19 protein-coding genes are annotated in these 17,665 nt (G+C 61.6%); 8 read left to right on the top strand and 11 right to left on the bottom strand.

Annotation, left to right across the window (positions count from 1 at the left end; translation table 11 throughout):
* Positions 1-38 precede the first annotated feature (38 nt).
* Complete coding sequence (locus GGR40_RS01690) at positions 39-1,409, bottom strand: DUF4942 domain-containing protein (RefSeq protein WP_429274462.1); 1,371 nt, start codon at positions 1,407-1,409, stop codon at positions 39-41.
* 3 nt (positions 1,410-1,412) lie between these two features.
* Positions 1,413-1,736 (bottom strand): hypothetical protein, encoded by a 324-nt coding sequence (locus tag GGR40_RS01685; RefSeq protein ID WP_429274461.1) that lies wholly within the window; start codon positions 1,734-1,736, stop codon positions 1,413-1,415.
* 744 nt (positions 1,737-2,480) lie between these two features.
* Here GGR40_RS01685 and GGR40_RS01680 point away from each other — a divergent pair.
* Entirely contained in the window at positions 2,481-3,257 is a 777-nt protein-coding gene (locus tag GGR40_RS01680) for an EAL domain-containing protein (protein ID WP_429274460.1), read from the top strand.
* Positions 3,258-3,390: 133 nt separating this feature from the next.
* Here GGR40_RS01680 and GGR40_RS01675 read toward each other — a convergent pair whose 3' ends face one another.
* Positions 3,391-3,669 carry a hypothetical protein gene (locus GGR40_RS01675; RefSeq protein ID WP_429274459.1) on the bottom strand — a complete coding sequence of 93 codons (279 nt, stop codon included), beginning with the start codon at positions 3,667-3,669 and terminating at the stop codon, positions 3,391-3,393.
* Positions 3,666-3,932: a hypothetical protein gene (locus GGR40_RS01670; protein ID WP_429274458.1), complete on the bottom strand. Its 267-nt coding sequence runs from the start codon at positions 3,930-3,932 to the stop codon at positions 3,666-3,668. Before GGR40_RS01670 ends, GGR40_RS01675 begins: the two co-directional genes overlap by 4 nt.
* Positions 3,933-4,232: 300 nt before the next feature.
* On the opposite strand from GGR40_RS01670, the gene GGR40_RS01665 reads away from it, so the two are divergent.
* The 3 genes from GGR40_RS01665 (at position 4,233) to GGR40_RS01655 (ending at position 5,384) form a co-directional block, all read left to right on the top strand.
* Positions 4,233-4,442 (top strand): hypothetical protein, encoded by a 210-nt coding sequence (locus tag GGR40_RS01665; protein ID WP_429274457.1) that lies wholly within the window; start codon positions 4,233-4,235, stop codon positions 4,440-4,442.
* The gene (locus tag GGR40_RS01660; RefSeq protein WP_429274456.1) at positions 4,435-4,668 is read left to right on the top strand and encodes a hypothetical protein; all 234 of its coding nucleotides are present in this window, start codon (positions 4,435-4,437) and stop codon (positions 4,666-4,668) included. Before GGR40_RS01665 ends, GGR40_RS01660 begins: the two co-directional genes overlap by 8 nt.
* Before the next feature lie 77 nt (positions 4,669-4,745).
* On the top strand, positions 4,746-5,384 hold the full coding sequence (locus GGR40_RS01655) for an SOS response-associated peptidase (protein ID WP_429274455.1): 639 nt from the start codon (positions 4,746-4,748) through the stop codon (positions 5,382-5,384).
* Between the two features lie 155 nt (positions 5,385-5,539).
* Here the strand turns inward: GGR40_RS01655 and GGR40_RS01650 are convergent, their stop codons facing one another.
* Entirely contained in the window at positions 5,540-6,619 is a 1,080-nt protein-coding gene (locus tag GGR40_RS01650; RefSeq protein ID WP_429274454.1) for a hypothetical protein, read from the bottom strand.
* 94 nt (positions 6,620-6,713) lie between these two features.
* On the bottom strand, positions 6,714-7,010 hold the full coding sequence (locus tag GGR40_RS01645) for a hypothetical protein (protein ID WP_429274453.1): 297 nt from the start codon (positions 7,008-7,010) through the stop codon (positions 6,714-6,716).
* A 60-nt stretch (positions 7,011-7,070) separates the two neighbouring features.
* On the opposite strand from GGR40_RS01645, the gene GGR40_RS01640 reads away from it, so the two are divergent.
* The gene (locus GGR40_RS01640) at positions 7,071-7,580 is read left to right on the top strand and encodes a hypothetical protein (protein ID WP_429274452.1); all 510 of its coding nucleotides are present in this window, start codon (positions 7,071-7,073) and stop codon (positions 7,578-7,580) included.
* A 30-nt stretch (positions 7,581-7,610) separates the two neighbouring features.
* Here the strand turns inward: GGR40_RS01640 and GGR40_RS01635 are convergent, their stop codons facing one another.
* Complete coding sequence (locus GGR40_RS01635) at positions 7,611-8,327, bottom strand: hypothetical protein (protein ID WP_429274451.1); 717 nt, start codon at positions 8,325-8,327, stop codon at positions 7,611-7,613.
* A gap of 470 nt (positions 8,328-8,797) precedes the next feature.
* Here GGR40_RS01635 and GGR40_RS01630 point away from each other — a divergent pair, with 470 nt between their 5' ends.
* The 3 genes from GGR40_RS01630 (at position 8,798) to GGR40_RS01620 (ending at position 11,550) form a co-directional block, all read left to right on the top strand.
* Positions 8,798-10,021, top strand: coding sequence for an NADP-dependent isocitrate dehydrogenase (locus GGR40_RS01630; RefSeq protein ID WP_429274450.1), 1,224 nt, complete (start codon positions 8,798-8,800; stop codon positions 10,019-10,021).
* Between the two features lie 112 nt (positions 10,022-10,133).
* On the top strand, positions 10,134-11,204 hold the full coding sequence (locus GGR40_RS01625; protein WP_429274449.1) for a PA0069 family radical SAM protein: 1,071 nt from the start codon (positions 10,134-10,136) through the stop codon (positions 11,202-11,204).
* A 70-nt stretch (positions 11,205-11,274) separates the two neighbouring features.
* Positions 11,275-11,550 carry a hypothetical protein gene (locus GGR40_RS01620; RefSeq protein WP_429274448.1) on the top strand — a complete coding sequence of 92 codons (276 nt, stop codon included), beginning with the start codon at positions 11,275-11,277 and terminating at the stop codon, positions 11,548-11,550.
* 51 nt (positions 11,551-11,601) lie between these two features.
* Here the strand turns inward: GGR40_RS01620 and dnaE are convergent, their stop codons facing one another.
* From dnaE to GGR40_RS01600, 4 genes are all read right to left on the bottom strand, one after another.
* A complete protein-coding gene (dnaE, locus tag GGR40_RS01615; protein WP_429274447.1) occupies positions 11,602-15,204 on the bottom strand; it encodes a DNA polymerase III subunit alpha in 3,603 nt (1,200 codons plus the stop codon).
* A 79-nt stretch (positions 15,205-15,283) separates the two neighbouring features.
* Positions 15,284-16,669 carry a carboxylesterase/lipase family protein gene (locus GGR40_RS01610; RefSeq protein ID WP_429275198.1) on the bottom strand — a complete coding sequence of 462 codons (1,386 nt, stop codon included), beginning with the start codon at positions 16,667-16,669 and terminating at the stop codon, positions 15,284-15,286.
* Positions 16,670-16,802: 133 nt separating this feature from the next.
* A complete protein-coding gene (locus tag GGR40_RS01605; protein WP_429274446.1) occupies positions 16,803-17,312 on the bottom strand; it encodes a glutathione peroxidase in 510 nt (169 codons plus the stop codon).
* Between the two features lie 16 nt (positions 17,313-17,328).
* Complete coding sequence (locus tag GGR40_RS01600; protein ID WP_429274445.1) at positions 17,329-17,607, bottom strand: hypothetical protein; 279 nt, start codon at positions 17,605-17,607, stop codon at positions 17,329-17,331.
* Positions 17,608-17,665 lie beyond the last annotated feature (58 nt).

Here is a 17,665-nt window from a genome sequence, read left to right as displayed (position 1 = left end):
TTGATACAACCCGCGATGGTGTCTGCGTTTGCCATGGCTCAAGCCCTCGGCTTCACAAGACGCAGCATGGTGGTAGGCACGTTGGTGCCCGCCGCCGCAAAGCTGGCCACTGGCAGGTCGCGCCATTCTCCCGTCAGTTCGTCATGATCGTAGCGCGCCGTCGCTGGCAGGATAGCAACGAGCGTCCCGCCCGGCTTCAGGAACTTGTAAGCGTGCCTTACATGTTGGGCATAGTGCCGCCCATAGAACGGCGGGTTCATCACGACGGCGTCGAAATCGGGCGTGGCTGGATGCTCAAGGAAATTGGCAGCAAGGACGGCATGGCCCTTGGCCTTCGCCTCGTCTGCGCGGCTCGGGTGGTATTCGATGCCCAACGACTTATGGCCGCGCGCGCGAATCATATCGAGGATACGACCGTCGCCGCAGGAGGGTTCGAGTACCCGCACGACAGGGCACTGATGGCGGTTAGAGCTGTAATGAGCCGGGTTCGGAACATGCGCGAATTCTAGCGCGGCCTCGATGACCTCCGGCGGCGACCAGTAGAACTGCAGATCCTTGGCAACCGCCGTGCTGGCGCTGGGCCTCACGTCCTCCTCTTCCGCGTCCGGCAGCACCTCGCCATAGAACTCGGCCAGCGCCTTGTTGATGTCGAGAAGCGCCCACTTGTCGAAGAAGACGTGCGCGTTGCCGTTGGCGAACTTGCGGACGGTCAGGCCACGGTCGGCGGTCTTGAACGTCTCCGTCTTCCCGTAGCGATCGGTGCGGCTGTATTCCCGCCCATCAAGCATGGCGTCTTCGCCGAGGCGAAAAGCGCAATCCATGGCGCTCCACTCGGACCACTCAAAGCCGGGCTGGCCCCGCACCGCCGCAAGAGCGTTGGCCATGTCCTTGAACTTCTCGCGCCCGTAGTTGCTGGAATACTCGCCGAAGCTGTTGAGGATGACGCGCTTGGGCAAACCCTTGACGCCGATGCGAACCTTGCCGTGCGACTTGTATGCTGGATCCAAGGTGGTGAAGACCTCAGCCAAGCCACGCAGGATATGGAAACGTGGCCTAGTCAGGTAATCACCGAAGGTCGCCTTGGCCGTCTCCATGGTGAGAGGCGGAGGCGACGCCAGCGCCTGGTCGAATAGCTTCTTGTCCTTCACGGGCGCGATGCTGTCGATTTGCAGGCGGTTGTAGACCGCACGCCATGCGGACTTGAGCAGGTTGCCGCGCAGGCTACCGGCGTGAAGGTAGGGCTTCGATCCGCCCACGCTCTCGACATAGACGCCCTGCACGGTGGCAGACATGCCGAGGCGGTCATAGGCCTGCTCGAAGTCGGCAATGGCCTGCTCGATAGCAGCGTCCTTGCTGGCGTACTCGTCGATGATATCGGCCACTGTGGTGGGAAGTGCGATGGCGTCCATGGCTCAGCCCTCCGCCACGCAGACAAAGTGCACGTGCTTGAGCTGATCACCGAACGGCAAAGCCTCGTTGCAGTCATCCTTCGTCAGGTCACTGTCGAGCACGTAGGCCTCGCTGCGGTATTCCATGACTAGCTGATAGCCAGCCTCAGCAGGACCCCAGCTGTAAGAGGCATGCAGCGCGGAGGCGCCAAGCAGACCAAGGCCGATGATGGGGAAGAGGAAGAAGGGAGTAGGACGGCGCGAAGCGCGTCCATTGTTCGAAGCGATCATGTCATGTCTCTCTGTATCAGGCTGGTAAGTGACCAGCGGCAGGGACAAGAAAGACATGATGGCGAGCGCAGCGCAAGCAAAAAACGCGCTCGTCTACAATAAATTGCGGGTCCTCCCTGCGACTATTCATTGTGAAAAGCGCTTAAGAACCGCGAATTAAATACAAACCATGAGATTTAGTGTTTATGTCAGTTATAAGTCGCAGTTTCATTATTCTGCATGCCGTTGACACGTGCCACCGATGATGCTGCGTTAATAGTTTGAGCCCGAAGCGGGCCACCTGCTTCCCGGCGAACGCATGGAAGGTAATAACCGACAAACGGATAGCGATTTCACAAAATGATATTTCATTTGGAGCGACGCATTTGATTGATAAAGCGCGCTCGCTTCAAGCGGGGGGGTACATAACCTGCCGAAGATCTTAGTCGTGCCCGTGACCGCACGCTTTGACACCTTGCGGCGAGGCCACCTGTCCCGTGGCCTCGCCGCTCATCGACATCAATCAGTACGGGGTCATCGGGAAATTAGCGCACCCCATCGGCTAATTTCGCGCTTGCAGCATAAAAGGAGTTTTGGGATAAAGATCGTGCCTTTTTAGGCACCTCTCCCAAACTTCTACGAGGGCTGGCCCAAGGGTCGGCCCTTTTTTTCTTCTAATGTCTCCATACGTCTGTTCCCGACCTCATCGGTCCAAGAACCAAAGGTTCATCAGCCCATAGTCAGCTCAATTCTCGAGGCATTTTGGTTAACTCCTTCTTAGGTCGTAATTTTGTATGCTTTTGCGGGGCTAGGAGTGATTAGATGCAAGCAGGTTGTCAGGGATGCCGGTCCGAAGCGCAGACCTTCGATCTGGCGATGGCGTTCCAGCCCATCGTGGACATGACCACAGGACTGCCGTTCGCTTACGAGGCGCTGGTGCGCGGTCCTGAACGGCAGGGGGCTGCTGAGGTACTCGCCGCTGTCACGCCCGAAAATCGATATGCCTTTGACCAGCAGTGCCGTGTGGCGGCAATTGCTGGCGCGGTAGAAGCGGGCATACTCGCGACTGGCGCACGGCTTTCGATCAATTTTTTGCCGGATGCGGTCTATTCACCGATGGCCTGTATACAGCTGACGCTTCAGACAGCGCGCGCCACTGGCTTCCCTCCGGAACGGCTCATCTTCGAGTTCACGGAAAACGAAGAGATGCGCGATCCTTCCCACGTCCGCCGAATTGTTGAAACATACGGAAAGATGGGATTCAGCACGGCCATCGACGATTTCGGTGCAGGGTATGCAGGCTTGGGCCTGCTTGCCGATTTGCCGACTGATCTCATCAAGCTCGACATGGCATTGATACGCGGCATCGACAGGAACCCGCGTCGCAGGCTGATCGTGGAGGGCATCGTAGAGATTACAAAGTCCTTGGGCGTCGCACTGATTGCAGAAGGCATAGAAACCGCCGCAGAACTGCACGCCATACGCCAGATCGGCATACGATATGCTCAGGGCTATTTTTTGGCAAAGCCGGGCTTCCGGTCCCTGCCTTCGATCGTTGTGGACGGACCCAACATACCGCCATTCGCTAACGCTGCGTAGCCCTCGCAGGGCCGCCTGGCGTCACGGATGCACATAGTTGCTGACGCCTCAAAAAATGTGGGTGCGGCGTGCGGATTACCGCACCCACCGTCATCAGCGCCCCGGGGCAAGGGCCTGATAGCTGACCTCTTGATCAGAGGTGCGTAAGCGCCAGCTGCAGCTGGTCGTCAGGTTCGTTCTTGTTGGCGGCAGCGGCCATCCGCTCCCACGCCTTCTGGTCACGCAGGTCAATGTACTCGATCGAGACGAGATCGCGGGTGATCTCGACTTTCTCGCGCAACCGCTGCAACACCGCAGGGAAGATGTCGCGCAACTGCCGGCAGTCCTCATGCGTCGCCCCTGCACGATCCGCCTGGGCAAACCGATGTTCTGCCAGCGCGATCAGCGCGTCATCCGACATCGGCTGGGTCATAGCGCTGCCCAGTCTAGCTCCGCGTCGTCGATCGCGTCGAACATCTCAGGATCGGCACCGGTGTCGCCCAGCCGCTTGCGTACGGCGTCGGGGCCGCCTTCTTTAGGAAATCCCCTGTCGGCTTTGGCGATGGTCGCAAGCTGGCCGATGAAGCCGCCCCGGTCTACTTGCTCCAAGATCCAGCGGCCAAACGGCAGCGGCCTGGCTTCGGTTTCATAGCCTTCGAGGTCGAGCGGACCTTCCATTTTCATCAGGGTGGGCATGGCAGAATCACTCCGGTGGGGATTGCTGCCTTGGTATCTGTTCCACATTCGTTCCGCAATGCGTTATGAGAACGTTATGGGAACGCGACGATTCGATACCGTCTTCGACTGCAGCAAGAATGGCTGCGTAATCGCGGTCATGTGTGCCTGTCGGCATAAGGCCTTTCTCGATCCAAAGGAGGTTTCGAAGGTCTGTGTCCGCAAGGGCCTCGACCTCCGCATCCCGGCGATCCGCGCCCGGTTGAAGTGCTCGGCTTGCGACAATCGTGATGTTCAGTGCGGCCCGGCGGCGCACGACTGATGCCCTGCCGCTTCTGCACCACCAATGACACTGAGGCGCTAATTGAAGAGCTGGCCGCCAAGATGTGGGCGTCATGCGAGACGGTCGACGAGTGGACCGATTGGACGCGGGAATGGGAGAAGGCCGGACCGTACTGGCAGGGCATGTTCCGGAACTACGCCCGCGTCTTTCTCAACGCCGCCCAGCGGGATCATCAGCACGATGGGTAAGCCAGCGCTGGGACGAATGAACCGGCTGGCGATCGATGTCTTGGAAGCGGCGCGGGATCTCGGCGAGAAGGAGCCGATCAAGCCTGGCCCCGAAGTTCGCCTGGCGTTGGCGTGGCTGAACCTCAATGGCGTTTCCGAGGATTGGCAGGTCAAGCAGTACTGGACCGCCCTACCAAGCCGCCCTTCGACGCCAACATGGGGCCCTACTGCCGCGCCCGCGACATGACGATCTGCGTCACCCGGTGGCGGGCGATGGCTACCGGCTCGCGTTGACTCCCGGTTGCAACCCCGCATCATGCCCTGATGTGCAACCTGTACCGCATAAACAAAGCCCAGACCGAGGTGGCGAATCTGTTCCGCGTGCCCGCGGACGCTGGCGCCAACTCCGCCGCCGAGGTCTACCCTGGTTATCCGGGTCTGGTAGTGACGGGTGAAGGCGTGGCGTCCATGGCATGGGGATTCCCGCTGGTCTTGAAGAGCAAGACGACCGGCCTGCCCCTCAAGCCGAAGCCGGTGAACAATGCACGCGAGAACAAGCTGGGCACTGCCTTCTGGCGCGACAGCTTCAACAAGCGCCGTTGCCTGATCCCGGTGACCGCCTGGGCGGAGGCTGAAGGCCCGCGAGGCAAGATGACCCGTACTTGGTATTCCCTGCCGGATCAGGACATATTCGCCGTCGCTGGTGTCTGGCGCGCAACGTCCGAGTGGGGGAATGCCTATTCGATGGTAATGGTCGACGGCTCTGAGCAAATGGCAGACGTGCACGACCGCATGCCGACCATCTTAAAGCCCGAAGACTATTCGCGCTGGACCGATGGCACACCGGAGGAGGCCGCAGCGCTACTGAACGTGTGGTCCGGCAGACTGGCGGTCGACCGTACCGCAGAAGCGTGGTTCAAGCCGGTACAGCCCCCGCCGCCCCGACAGGGCCTTTTGCTTTGAGGCCGCGCATCGGCATCAGTCACGCAGTGGCCTCTTTTCGATGCAGCGCGCGAGACGATCGCCCCCGGGTCGGAGCGTAAATGTCAGCCTGACGTCTTGTGCCCGGGTATTTGGAAACCAGCGAAAACACCCTTCGCCGCGAGCAGCACATAGCCTCACTTTGCGCGCAGGGATCCTAGGATAGGACCTAAATCCTTCAGTGCAGCCAAGGCTCCAGCACCACTCTCAATTTTTGCCTTTTCTATCCCGATAGTCGTTTCACCTTTTTTCAAAGTGAAGTTGCGCTCAGTCGCTATAACGGTGCGCACGACCTCATTAAGCAAACTATCTTCTTCTTGCGCTGACGCGATTTCGTAAGCCACTACTCTTTGCTCTATATTTGTAAGCTCGTTTTGGAAATATCGCATGTCCTCCAAAGAGGATTTATAAAGCTTCAGAAAGAATAGAGCAAAGCCCTCGACGATTACGACCAAGCTCAACCGAGGCACGTAATGCATCGCAGCTTCCGCTATCCCGTTGGTTAGCGAAAAGGGTTTTTCAACAAAAAGGTAAAAGGCAAGTATACTCATTCCAAAAACACTGATGGCCCCGCCGATGGCAAGCATGTACGTCCCTGCTATTCTCGTCTTTTCGCCCTCACGGCTCAATCTACCGCACGTTCCCTCGAAGGCTTCGCGGACGTATGCTGTAGCAGTTTCCTTGCTCAACTGCGCTTCTAGTCTCTCGCGGGCGCGATCAATCAGTTCATCAGTGAGGGCGAGATGCACTTCACCAAGGACATCAGCAGCAATCTTCGCTTGCTGGCTTGCTGAGGCTGCATTGAAGGCGCTCACCCCGGATTCGAGGCGAGAAAGCCGGTATTCGAGATCCTTCGTGACAGGGCTTTGGGTGAGTGGCCGACCTGCGACCGTTCGCGACCCCGCACGGGAAGGTCTTATGGTTCGAACCTTCGCCGTCTTCTGTAGAAATGTTACGGAGAACATACCAAGGGCAGCGGTCAAGGCGCCAACGCTCAACATGCCAGACGTGAACGCGAGCAGTCCCTTTTGCCCCTCATCACGGAGGGTTATGAACATGCCAAAGGATGCCATCCCCAAACCAGCGACGAGCACCGGAATTACCGCGTTCTTGGAAAGGGCTCTCACGAGACGCAAGTAAGAACCCCAAATGCTGCTACTTTCCGACATTGACAGTTCGGCTCCGAAAAGACGTGCGTTTTCTGCCATCGCTGGCATCGTTAGGACCTTAACGGTGGTTACCTCGTCCGTCGCGATCGCGAGGAAGAGCGGCCTCTCGGACGTAAAATGCTCCGCCGATACCCCGCCGCGTTCACTCGCCCTCGCCCTCCCCGGGATCACCAAGCTTCACGTCGAGCACCCGATTGACTGCATCAAGCAGATCCGCGGGCGTGTTGAGCGGCAGAGTGACGTAGGCGGTTCGCAGCGCTGTTTCGATCTCAGCCGGCGAAACGGGCTGATCTAGCACCGCCGTCGCCGCCTTTATCAGAGCGCTTGAATCGCTGATCGGCAGACTGATGCCGGCCACTTCCGTTGCTTTGATGACATCGGCCTCCGAGAGGTCTCGCAGGTTGTCATTGCTTTCTACAGGGTGATTATCATTCGTCATGCCGAGAGGCTATCTTACCTCCCTCACTGCGCCAAGCACTTCAAAACACGAGGCCGACCGATGACCGATGCTCTCACCCCCAACGTTCGCGAGGACATTGAGTTTGATCTGAAGAATGCGCAGGTAGACACAGTCGACCGGTTGAAAAACCAAATGACGTTCGCAGAGAAAGCTTTGGCGGCGATCATGCTCGCGAACGGGGGGGCCCTAATCGCGATGTTCACTTTCATAGGGAATACGGTCGGCAAGTCAGAAGCGCCACTTCGGCTGAATGCTACATTCCTGTGGGCGGCGTTTACGTGCTTTGCGATGGGCGTCGTACTTAGCTTAGTCGCCCACATTTTCGCATTTCTCAGCCAGCTGGCCTTTTACAATCAATCTGCACAAGAAATGTGGCGACACCGGCGCTCCCTTACGACCGGTGTCGTCGACAGAGATATGACCAGGGAGCTAGCGTTCTTTCAGCGCGGAAATAGATACGTGAATATCGGCGTCCTCATCATCATTGGCTCTCTGGTATGTTTCGTTTTCGGAGCAGGATGGTCTCTGGCTGGCGTGCTGCCGGCGTAAGGCTACGCCGTGGCATGCCAGTCTAGTTCCCTACTCTGCATCAAGGTTGCCGTGGTGCACCTTGAAGGTGACGGCGACGACCCAAGGATTGTCCTCCCAGCGTTCGTCCTCAGCGGTGTGCAGGCTGTTCCAGAGCGTGTGATAGCTGCGCGTCGCCGGGGACGCGGGATCGGTTTTGTTGAACCCGGAGCCGCCGCCGTAGTCGCGCCAAGCCTGGCCGCCTATGCAGGCGAAACCCTCGATGCCCTCTGCGATCGCGTCGGCTTCGCTGCATTCCTGTAGGCGCTGCACGCGCACCTCAGTGACCGCCAGCCACATCCGCGACGCCCAGCGGGGCATGTGGATAGACGGCCCGTACTTGGGCCACTCCGGCCACTTGGGCGCCGGCCGCCCCGGCTTTGCTTTGCCTGGGACCGCCACCGCGACCGGCCATTGCTCGACATACTCGGTGTGGCCCCGGTTCTCCGACGCACGGTATCCAACCTCAACCACGTCGGTGAACTGACCCCGCAGCGTCCACGCTTCGCGGACATACAGCCGCTGCCCAGGCGCATACCCGGCGGAAAAGCAGACCTCGCCTTCCTCGTCACCGAACCAGCCCGGCGCGTGATCGAGAGGAACGATGCGCGATAGCGGCGGGCTGTTCGGATTGTTCGCCCAGGCGCAGAGCCGCCGCGTTTGGGTCTTCCTGCCGTCGAGTAGCGCGCGTACCATGGCGGCGCTGAAGATGATGCCTTTATCAGCCATGATTAGCCCTCCTTTGCAGTTCGAAAACCGGGGGTCGCAAGTTCGATACCTGCGAGCAGCGCCACCAACTTCGACCCGCGAAATCCTTGCGTGAGTTTTGCGTGAAGCTCGCGCAAAAGGCCGGTTTGTTCTCGGATCGTTCGCGTTTTCTGGGATTTCGCTCCGGAACGGAACCGCAGATTACCGTCATTTCCGAGTCGTGGCGTTGCGTTGACATCGTAGGGGTCGCAAGTTCAATCCTTGCTACGCCCACCATTCCAGAAAACCCCGCGGATCTTCGGATCTAGCGGGGTTTTTCATTACACGCCGCCGGTCCGCCCGGCGCGCCGGCTTCAGATAATGCCAATCAGGTGCAATAGCCTCCAAAGTGTCAGGTCTGCGTGGCCCGATTCGGAACGCCTTGGCCTTGCCATGCGCTCCCTGCCTGCCTAGTACGGCGGCAATTCTCACCCCTGGGGAGTATTTCTAGAATGGCAAAGATCAAGGTTGTGAACCCCATCGTCGAGATGGACGGCGATGAAATGACCCGCATCATCTGGCAGTGGATCCGTGAACGTCTGATCCTCCCCTACCTCGACATCGACCTGAAGTATTACGATCTCTCGGTCCAGAAGCGCGACGAGACCGAAGACCAGATCACCATCGACGCCGCCAACGCCACCAAGCAGTATGGCGTTGCCGTCAAGTGCGCCACCATCACCCCGGACGAAGCGCGCGTCACCGAATTCGACCTCAAGAAGATGTGGAAGTCGCCCAACGGCACCATCCGCAACATCCTGGGCGGCGTCGTGTTCCGCGAGCCCATCGTGATCTCGAACGTGCCCCGTCTGGTTCCGGGCTGGACCAGCCCGATCGTCGTCGGCCGTCACGCTTTCGGTGACCAGTACAAGGCCACCGACACCCTCATCCCCGGCGCCGGCAAGCTGCGTCTGGTGTGGGACGGCGAGAACGGCGACAAGATCGACCTCGACGTGTTCGACTTCCCGGCTCCGGGCGTCGCCATGGCGATGTACAATCTGGACGAATCGATCCGCGACTTCGCCCGCGCCTCGTTCAACTATGGCCTCAACCTCGGCTGGCCGGTGTACCTGTCCACCAAGAACACAATCCTCAAGGCCTATGACGGCCGCTTCAAGGATCTGTTCCAGGAAGTATTCGACACCGAAGGCTTTGCCGAGCAGTTCAAGGCCAAGGGCATCGTCTACGAACACCGCCTGATCGACGACATGGTCGCCTCGGCGCTCAAGTGGTCGGGCAAGTTCGTGTGGGCGTGCAAGAACTACGACGGCGACGTCCAGTCGGACACCGTGGCGCAGGGCTTCGGCTCGCTGGGCCTGATGACCTCGGTCCTGCTCTCGCCCGACGGCAAGACCGTCGAGGCCGAAGCCGCGCACGGCACCGTCACCCGCCACTACCGCCAGCACCAGCAGGGCAAGGCGACCTCGACCAACCCGATCGCGTCGATCTTCGCCTGGACGCGCGGCCTCGCCTATCGCGGCAAGTTCGACAACACGCCCGACGTCGTCAAGTTCGCCGAAACCGTTGAGCGCATCTGCATCGAGACCGTCGAATCGGGCAAGATGACCAAGGATCTCGCGCTGCTGATCGGCCCGGACCAGAGCTGGATGACCACCGAGCAGTTCTTCGAAGCCATCGTCGAGAACCTCGAAACCGAAATGGCTACCTGGGCCTAAGCCCCAGCCACTTCGACGAAAAAGCGCCCGCCCTTCGCAAGAGGGGCGGGCTTTTTCATGGCCTGCTCGCGCGCGAATTGACATTTGTTCTTCTTTTGTTCATCCATGGTCCATGGCAGCGATCAAGGGCAGAGGCGCGATTAGCGATGCGGCAAGCAGCCGTTTCAACCTGCCCACGCGGGAGGTCGACGGCGACTGGCTCGATGCGCTGGAAACGGTGGACGGCCCGGCCCGGCACCCGGCCACCACGGTCACCGAAGAACATCCGCGTTCGATCCTCTCGTTCAACAAATCGCCCGACGTGCCGTTCGACCGTTCGGTGAACGCCTATCGCGGATGTGAACATGGCTGCATCTACTGCTTCGCGCGACCCACCCATGCCTATCACGACCTTTCCCCCGGCCTCGATTTCGAAACGAAGCTGTTCGCCAAGCCCGCAGCGGCAAAGCTCCTGCGCCAGACACTGGCAAAGCCCGGCTATCGCCCGGCACCGATCGCCATGGGCACCAACACCGATCCCTACCAGCCGATAGAGGGCCGCTACCGCATTACCCGCGCGGTGCTGGAACTGTGCCTGGAAACCGGCCACCCGGTTACGATCACCACGAAGTCCGATCGCGTGCTGCACGACTTCGACCTGCTGGAGCAACTTGCCGCGCGCAACCTCGTCCATGTCGGCATATCCATCACCAGCCTCGACCCGGTCCTGTCGCAGAAGCTGGAGCCGCGCGCAGCCTCTCCGGCCAAGCGGATGGCGGCGCTGGGCAGGCTGGCAGAGGCAGGCGTGCCGGCGCATGTCTCGATCGCGCCCGTCATACCTTCGATCACCGACAGTTTCATGGAGGCGATCATGGGAGATGCTGCCGGGCGCGGGGTGCGCTCTGCATCGTGGATCGTGGTGCGCCTGCCGCACGAAGTCGCACCGTTGTTCCGCGAATGGCTCGACACGCATTTTCCCGATCGTGCCGGCAAGGTCATGGCGACGATCCGCTCCATCCGGGGCGGGAAAGACAACGATCCGAACTTCGTCACCCGAATGCGCCCCGAGGGCGTCTGGGCCGACCTGTTCCGCCGCCGGTTCCGCGTCGCCGCTGCCAGGCTGGGCATGACGCGCCCGCACGTCGATCTGGACTGCGCGCAGTTCAGGCAGCCCTCGCTTGACGGACAGTTGAGCCTGCTGTGACCCCCTTCGGAAACCTCCTGAAGGGCGGAGCGTTCATCCGGGCAGTATCCAATAGGGACAGGAGCCATCCATGGCTGAAGAAACCGTCACTACTGAGCAGTCCGCCGCGCCTCAGGCCGCTCCGGGCCATACGACAATCATCCGCGAAACCCGTACTGGCGGCGGCACCGGGATCGTTCTGGCGGTGATCCTGCTGGTTGCCATCGTCGGCGGCATCTATCTGTTCAGTCAGAACAGCAGCGAATCCATCAAGGACAATGCAATCGCCGAAGCGGCCAACGACGTCGGCAATGCTGCCACCAAGGTGGGCGACGCCGCGCAGGACGCGGTGCAGCAGGACAAGTAATCACGCGTCGTCCCGGACCTCCTCCGGGACGACTTCATCGTGTGCAAACGATCAGGCGGCCATCGCGACCCGCTCTGGCCCGCGTTTGGCAGTGAGCGAGACGTTCGCGATGCCTTCCACGCTCTGAAGATGTTCGGCAAATTCGCCGTCCAGCGCGAAATCCCGGCCAAGGCGCACCTTCTGCGTGCGACCATCTCCGAGCAGGAGCGTGGCGATGACCTCGCCCGCGCCCTGCGCGCCCGGACGCATCAACAGCGCCAGTTCCTGCACCGCCTCCACCCGATCGAGTTCCAGCTTCAGCACCATCCGAGCGTCCGCCTTGACCTCGCTGAGTGGGCGTCCGCCGCGCACCGTCACCCTCGGCGGTTCGTCCGGACTGGGTGAATCCAACTCGACGTTGAGGAGGATGCACTCCCCTTCCCGGGCCCACTTCACGAAGTTTTCGACCAGACTTTCCTCGAAGCACGAGGCGGAGAAGTTGCCTGACGAATCGGAGAACTCCGCCATCACGAAGTCCTTGCCCTTGCGCGTCTTGCGCTTCTGGACGTTCTCCACCATCGCCGCCATCACCGCGCCGGTGCGGCCACCGCCGCCCCCGCCCGCCATGAGGCTGGAGTATGTACGCGCGCCATTGGCAGACGCCACCGCGCGATAGGCCTCCACCGGGTGCGCGGCGAAGTAGAAGCCGAAAGTCTCGCGCTCCTTGGCCATCTGCTCGGCGCGGTCCCACTTGTCCGCCTCGACCAGTCGCAAGCCCTGCTCGACATGGTCTTCGCCCCCGAACAGGCCGTGCTGGCTGGAATTGCGCTCCCGCGAAGAGCGGTCGGCCTCGGCCAGCAGAGTGTCGGCATTGGCCAGCACCTTTGCGCGGTTGGGCTCCAGCGCATCGAAGGCGCCCGCCGCAGCCAGGCTTTCCAGCTGCCGACGGTTCATCGACCCGGCGGGCGCGCGGCGGAATACATCGTCGAGATCGACGAACGGCCCGTTCGCCTCGCGCTCTGCGACGATGGCGTCCATCGCCTTTTCGCCGACGTTGCGGATGCCTGCCAGCGCATAGCGCACCGCATGGCTTTCCGCCGTCTCCTCAACGATGAACTCGGCTTCCGACCTGTTGATGTCCGGCGCGGCCAGTTCGATACCGTTGCGGCGCGCGTCATCGACAAAGATCGCCAGCTTTTCCGACTGGTGCATGTCGAAGCACATGGCCGCGGCATAGAATTCGTGCGGATAGTGCGCCTTGAACCACGCGGTGTGGTACGCCAGCAGCGCATAAGCCGCAGCATGCGACTTGTTGAAGCCGTAGCCTGCGAACTTGTCGATCAAATCGAACAGTTCATTGGCCTTGGCCGCTTCGATGCCGGAAACTTGCCTGCAGCCGTCGACGAAGCGCTGGCGCTGCTTGTCCATCTCGGCCTGCACCTTCTTGCCCATCGCGCGGCGCAGAAGGTCGGCGTCGCCCAGCGAGTAGCCTGCCAGGATCTGTGCGGCCTGCATGACCTGCTCCTGATAGACGAAGATCCCGTACGTCTCGCTCAGGATGCCGGCCAGCTTTTCGTGCGGGTATTCGATGGGCGCAAGGCCGTTCTTGCGCTGGCCGAACAGCGGAATGTTGTCCATCGGGCCGGGGCGATAGAGCGAGACGAGCGCGATGATATCGCCGAAGTTGGTGGGTTTCACCGCCGCCAGCGTGCGGCGCATCCCCTCCGATTCCAGCTGGAACACGCCAACGGTATCACCACGCTTGAGCAGTTCGTAGACGCCCGGATCGTCCCACGCCAGCGTGGACAGGTTGATGGTGATGCCGCGCCGCTCCAGCAGGTCGCATGCCTTGCGCAGCACAGACAGCGTCTTGAGGCCGAGGAAGTCGAATTTGACGAGGCCGGTATCCTCGACATACTTCATGTCGAATTGCGTCACCGGCATGTCGGACCGCGGATCGCGGTACAGTGGGACCAGCTGCGCCAGCGGGCGATCACCGATCACCACGCCCGCTGCGTGCGTGGACGAGTTGCGCGGCAGGCCCTCCAGCTGCACGGCAAGGTCCACGAGACGGCGCACTTCGGCGTCGTTGTCGTATTCGCGCTTGAACTCGGCGACCGGCGGATCCTTCGTCACGCCATGTGCCTTGCGGCCCTGGATGGTCTCGGTCAGCGTCCACGGATCGGTCGGATGGTTGGGCACCATCTTGCACAGGCTGTCCACGCGGCCATAGCCCATCTGCAGGATGCGCCCGCAGTCCCGCAGCACCGCGCGGGCCTTCATCTTGCCGAAAGTGATGATCTGCGCGACGTGGTCGTGCCCGTACTTCTTCTGGACGTAGCGGATCACTTCGCCGCGCCGGGTTTCGCAGAAATCGATGTCGAAGTCGGGCATCGAGACGCGTTCAGGGTTCAGGAAGCGTTCGAAAAGCAGGCCCAGCTTCAGCGGATCCAGCCCAGTGATGGTCAGCGCCCAAGCCACCAGCGAACCGGCGCCCGAGCCACGTCCCGGCCCCACCGGAATGCCGTTGTCGTTCGACCACTTGATAAAGTCGGCAACGATCAGGAAGTACCCGGGAAAGCCCATGCCGACGATGATGCCGACCTCGAAATCGAGACGGTCGGCATATTCCAGAAAGTCTTCGGTGACGCCCTTTTCGCGCAGGGCTTCGTAGGCAGCGCGGCGTTCGTCGCCTTTCAGCGCCATCGCCTCGTCCAGTTCCTGCTCGGTCACGTCAGGCCAGTACGGGGCAAGACGGGCGGCAAGGCCACGACGCGAATCGTCAGCCAGCATCCGCGCCTCGCCCTCGCGGTCGCCGGCAAGGCTGGGCAACAGCGGCTTGCGGCGCGGGGGCACATAGGCGCAGCGCTGCGCCACGACCAGCGTGTTCGCCAGCGCTTCGGGCAGGTCGGCGAACAGTTCCGCCATTTCGGAGGCCGGCTTCACCCAGCGCTCTGACGAAGATCGCGGACGGTCAGGCGCATCGACCTGGGTGGAGTTGGCGATGCACAGCATGGCATCGTGCGCCGCGTGGAAGGTCTTCTCCGCGAACTGCGCAGGATTGGTGCCAACTAGCGGAATGTCGCGGTTATAGGCGAGCGCGATCAGGTCTTCCTCGCTCTCGTCCTCTTCGGGTTCACCAGTGCGGGTGATTTCTATGTAGAGGCGGTCGCCGAACAGCGACTGCAGCGTGTCGCAGTAGCTTTCCGCCTGTTCGTGGCGACCGGCGGCGTAGAGCCGGGCCAGCGCCCCCTCGTTCCCGCCGGTAAGGCAGATCAATCCGTCGGTATGGCCGCGCAGGGATTCCAGCTCGACATGCGGATCAAGCTCCAGCGGGCGGTCGAGGTGCGCACGGCTGACGTGATGGCACAAGTTGAGCCAGCCCGCCTCGTTCTGGGCGAACAGGGCCAGCCAGTCTATCGGACGGTCCTGCCCCTGCTTCGCCGCGCCGGGACGCGCGATCGCCAGAAATGTGCCGATCACCGGCTGGACGCCCATGCCCTTGGCAGCGCCCGCATAGATCGGCGCGGCGTAGAGACCGTTGCGGTCGCACAGGGCGGCGGCGGGGAACTTGCGCTCCTTGGCCAGCTTGGCGATCGCCTTCGGATCGATCGCGCCGTCCAGCATGGTGAAACTGGAGAAGATGCGAAGGGGTACGAAGTTGGCGTGCGGCATACGGTAAATCTAGGCACCCTCCCCCCGACGTATCAAGACCGCGGCATGACAAGGCGGGGGATACCTTGGCGGGAAGGGATCAGTGGCGTTTCGTCAACGGATCAGGCCCGACGCGGGCCGTGCCGTCGGCGGCAAAATCCATGATTACGTCCTTGCCGGGATCGTAGCGGGGCCATGCGGGCAGTGTACCGCCATTGGGGCCGCCCGACTTCGCAAAGGCGACGATGGCATCGCTGATCGTCTCGCCCACGGCATTGTCGCGCGCAGTGGTGGCGTGGCCATACTTGATCGCCTGCGTATCGAAGAAGAACGGGATGTCGCTGGCATGACCGGCGGCAGGATCTTTCAGGGACGATGCCACATAGGAAAAGCGATAGGCGTAGACCGGCGATCCTGCTCTGGCCAGCGTACCGGCCAGATCACGGGCGCCCTTGACCATGAAGCCATCCGCGCCGCCGATGTCGCCGCTGGTTGCGCCGATCATCACCGGGATCTTGTCGAATTGCCCTGCCATGTAGGCCTTCGCAGGATCGACCACGATCCGGCCATCGACGAAGGGGGACGAGAATGGCGGTTTGGGCCCGCCGAACACGCCAGCCAGGTTCAGGCCGTCCACTACCTGTTCCGCCGGAAGCGCGCGCAGCTTTGCCAGTGCCCGTGGATCCTTGGCCTTCACGCCTTTGCGTGCAGCAAAAGCCGCGCCGACTTCCATCGCTTCGGCAAGTCCGCCTGTTCCCAGCGCAGAACCGTTGCCGCCGGACATGATGATGGCGCGGTCGAACAGGCCACGGTTGAGCGGAGAAGTGAGCAGCATGTGGATCGACATACCGCCCGCGCTTTCTCCGATGACAGTGACATTCGCCGAATCGCCACCGAAGGCCGCAATATTGGCGCGCACCCACTTGAGCGCGGCAACCTGATCCAGTGTGCCGTAATTCCCCAGCAGCCCGCCATCGGCATTCGCGGCCGCAAGCGCCGGGTGGGCGAACGTACCGAAACGACCGAGCCGGTAGTTGAAGCTTACCACCATCACGCCCTTGCGCGCCAGTTCATCCCCCGCATACGTGGGGGGCGAGGAGCCGCCGTTGACGAAGCCGCCGCCATAGATCCACACCAGCACCGGCAGCTTGCCCTTTGCCCCTTCGGGCTTCCAGACGTTGAGGTAGAGGCAGTCCTCTGCCGGTGGCGTGCCAAGGGGCGCTGCATCGCTGGGGAACGGCTTCTGCATGCAATCATGCCCGTAGGCGGTCGCATCGCGCACGCCCTGCCAGGATGCGACCGGCTGCGGCGCCCGCCAGCGCAGGTCACCAGTCGGCGGCGCGGCAAACGGGATCCCCTTCCAACTGACGACGCCGTGAGCCTGCGCGCCCCTGACTTCGCCGCCCGGCGTCCCGGCGACGGGATCGGCCACGGCGAGCGGCGCGCAGGCGATGGCGGCCAGAAGAACCACCGCGACAGGCAGCATGAGAGAATGGAACTTCACGCAACGTCCCCCGTTGAGAATCGCCACCTTACGCAGAGCGGGTCGGCGTTAGACCGAGTGCCATCCGGCAGGCCATCCTGCCAAGAGGTGCGGCGGCAGATGCCGCGATATCGGATCAGGTTTGCGCAGGCGCCTTCAGCAGGCGTTCGATATCCTTTTCCAGCGCGGCGGGCTTATCCGTGGGAGCATAGCGGCGCACCACTTTGCCGGCACGGTCGATCAGGAACTTGGTGAAGTTCCACTTGATCAACTTCGATCCAAGCACGCCGGGCGCCTCGGCCTTGAGCCAGTCGAACAGCGGATCGGCGTTCTGGCCATTGACATCCACCTTGCCCATCAGCGGGAAGGACAGACCGAAATTGACGTCGCAGAACGACGCGATTTCGTCGGCATCGCCCGGCTCCTGCCCGCCGAACTGGTTGCAGGGGAAGGCGACCACCTCGAACCCCTGGTCCCGGTGCCTGCGCCACAGTTCTTCCAACCCGGCATACTGCGGGGTGAAGCCGCACTTGCTGGCGGTGTTGACGACGAGGACCACTTTGCCGACGCGATCGGCAAGGCTGGTCTTCTCGCCATTGGGCAGCGTGGCGGTGAAGTCCGCAATTGTGCGGGGATCGGCTGCCATAATTGCACGGAGCCCCTTACTGCGCGGGAAAATCGTCGCGGCGGGAAAGGCGGCGGATTTCGCCGATGCGCAGCGTGTGGTCGCCGTCCTTCTGGATGGCGTAATCATCCTGCTTGTCCTCGGGCAGGCCCATCACGAAAGCGATCAGCTGCGCCACGGTGCCGCGCCGGATCGTCTTGAACCGGTGAAACAGCCCGCCCCCGTCCTCGCACTTATGCAGTTCGGCCGAATCGTCCCAGCCGAACCCCTTGGGATACGTGTTGCCGGTCTCGATCGTGGACGGAGTGTCGCTCATGGGCGCGGTCCTTTTTACTGGTCGTTTGGACGTCTGATGTGGGAAAGGAAAACCCTGA

Origin of the sequence: Novosphingobium gossypii (assembly GCF_050433305.1) — a bacterium.
GTDB lineage: Bacteria > Pseudomonadota > Alphaproteobacteria > Sphingomonadales > Sphingomonadaceae > Novosphingobium > Novosphingobium gossypii.
This window is presented reverse-complemented; position numbering and strand designations above follow the sequence as displayed.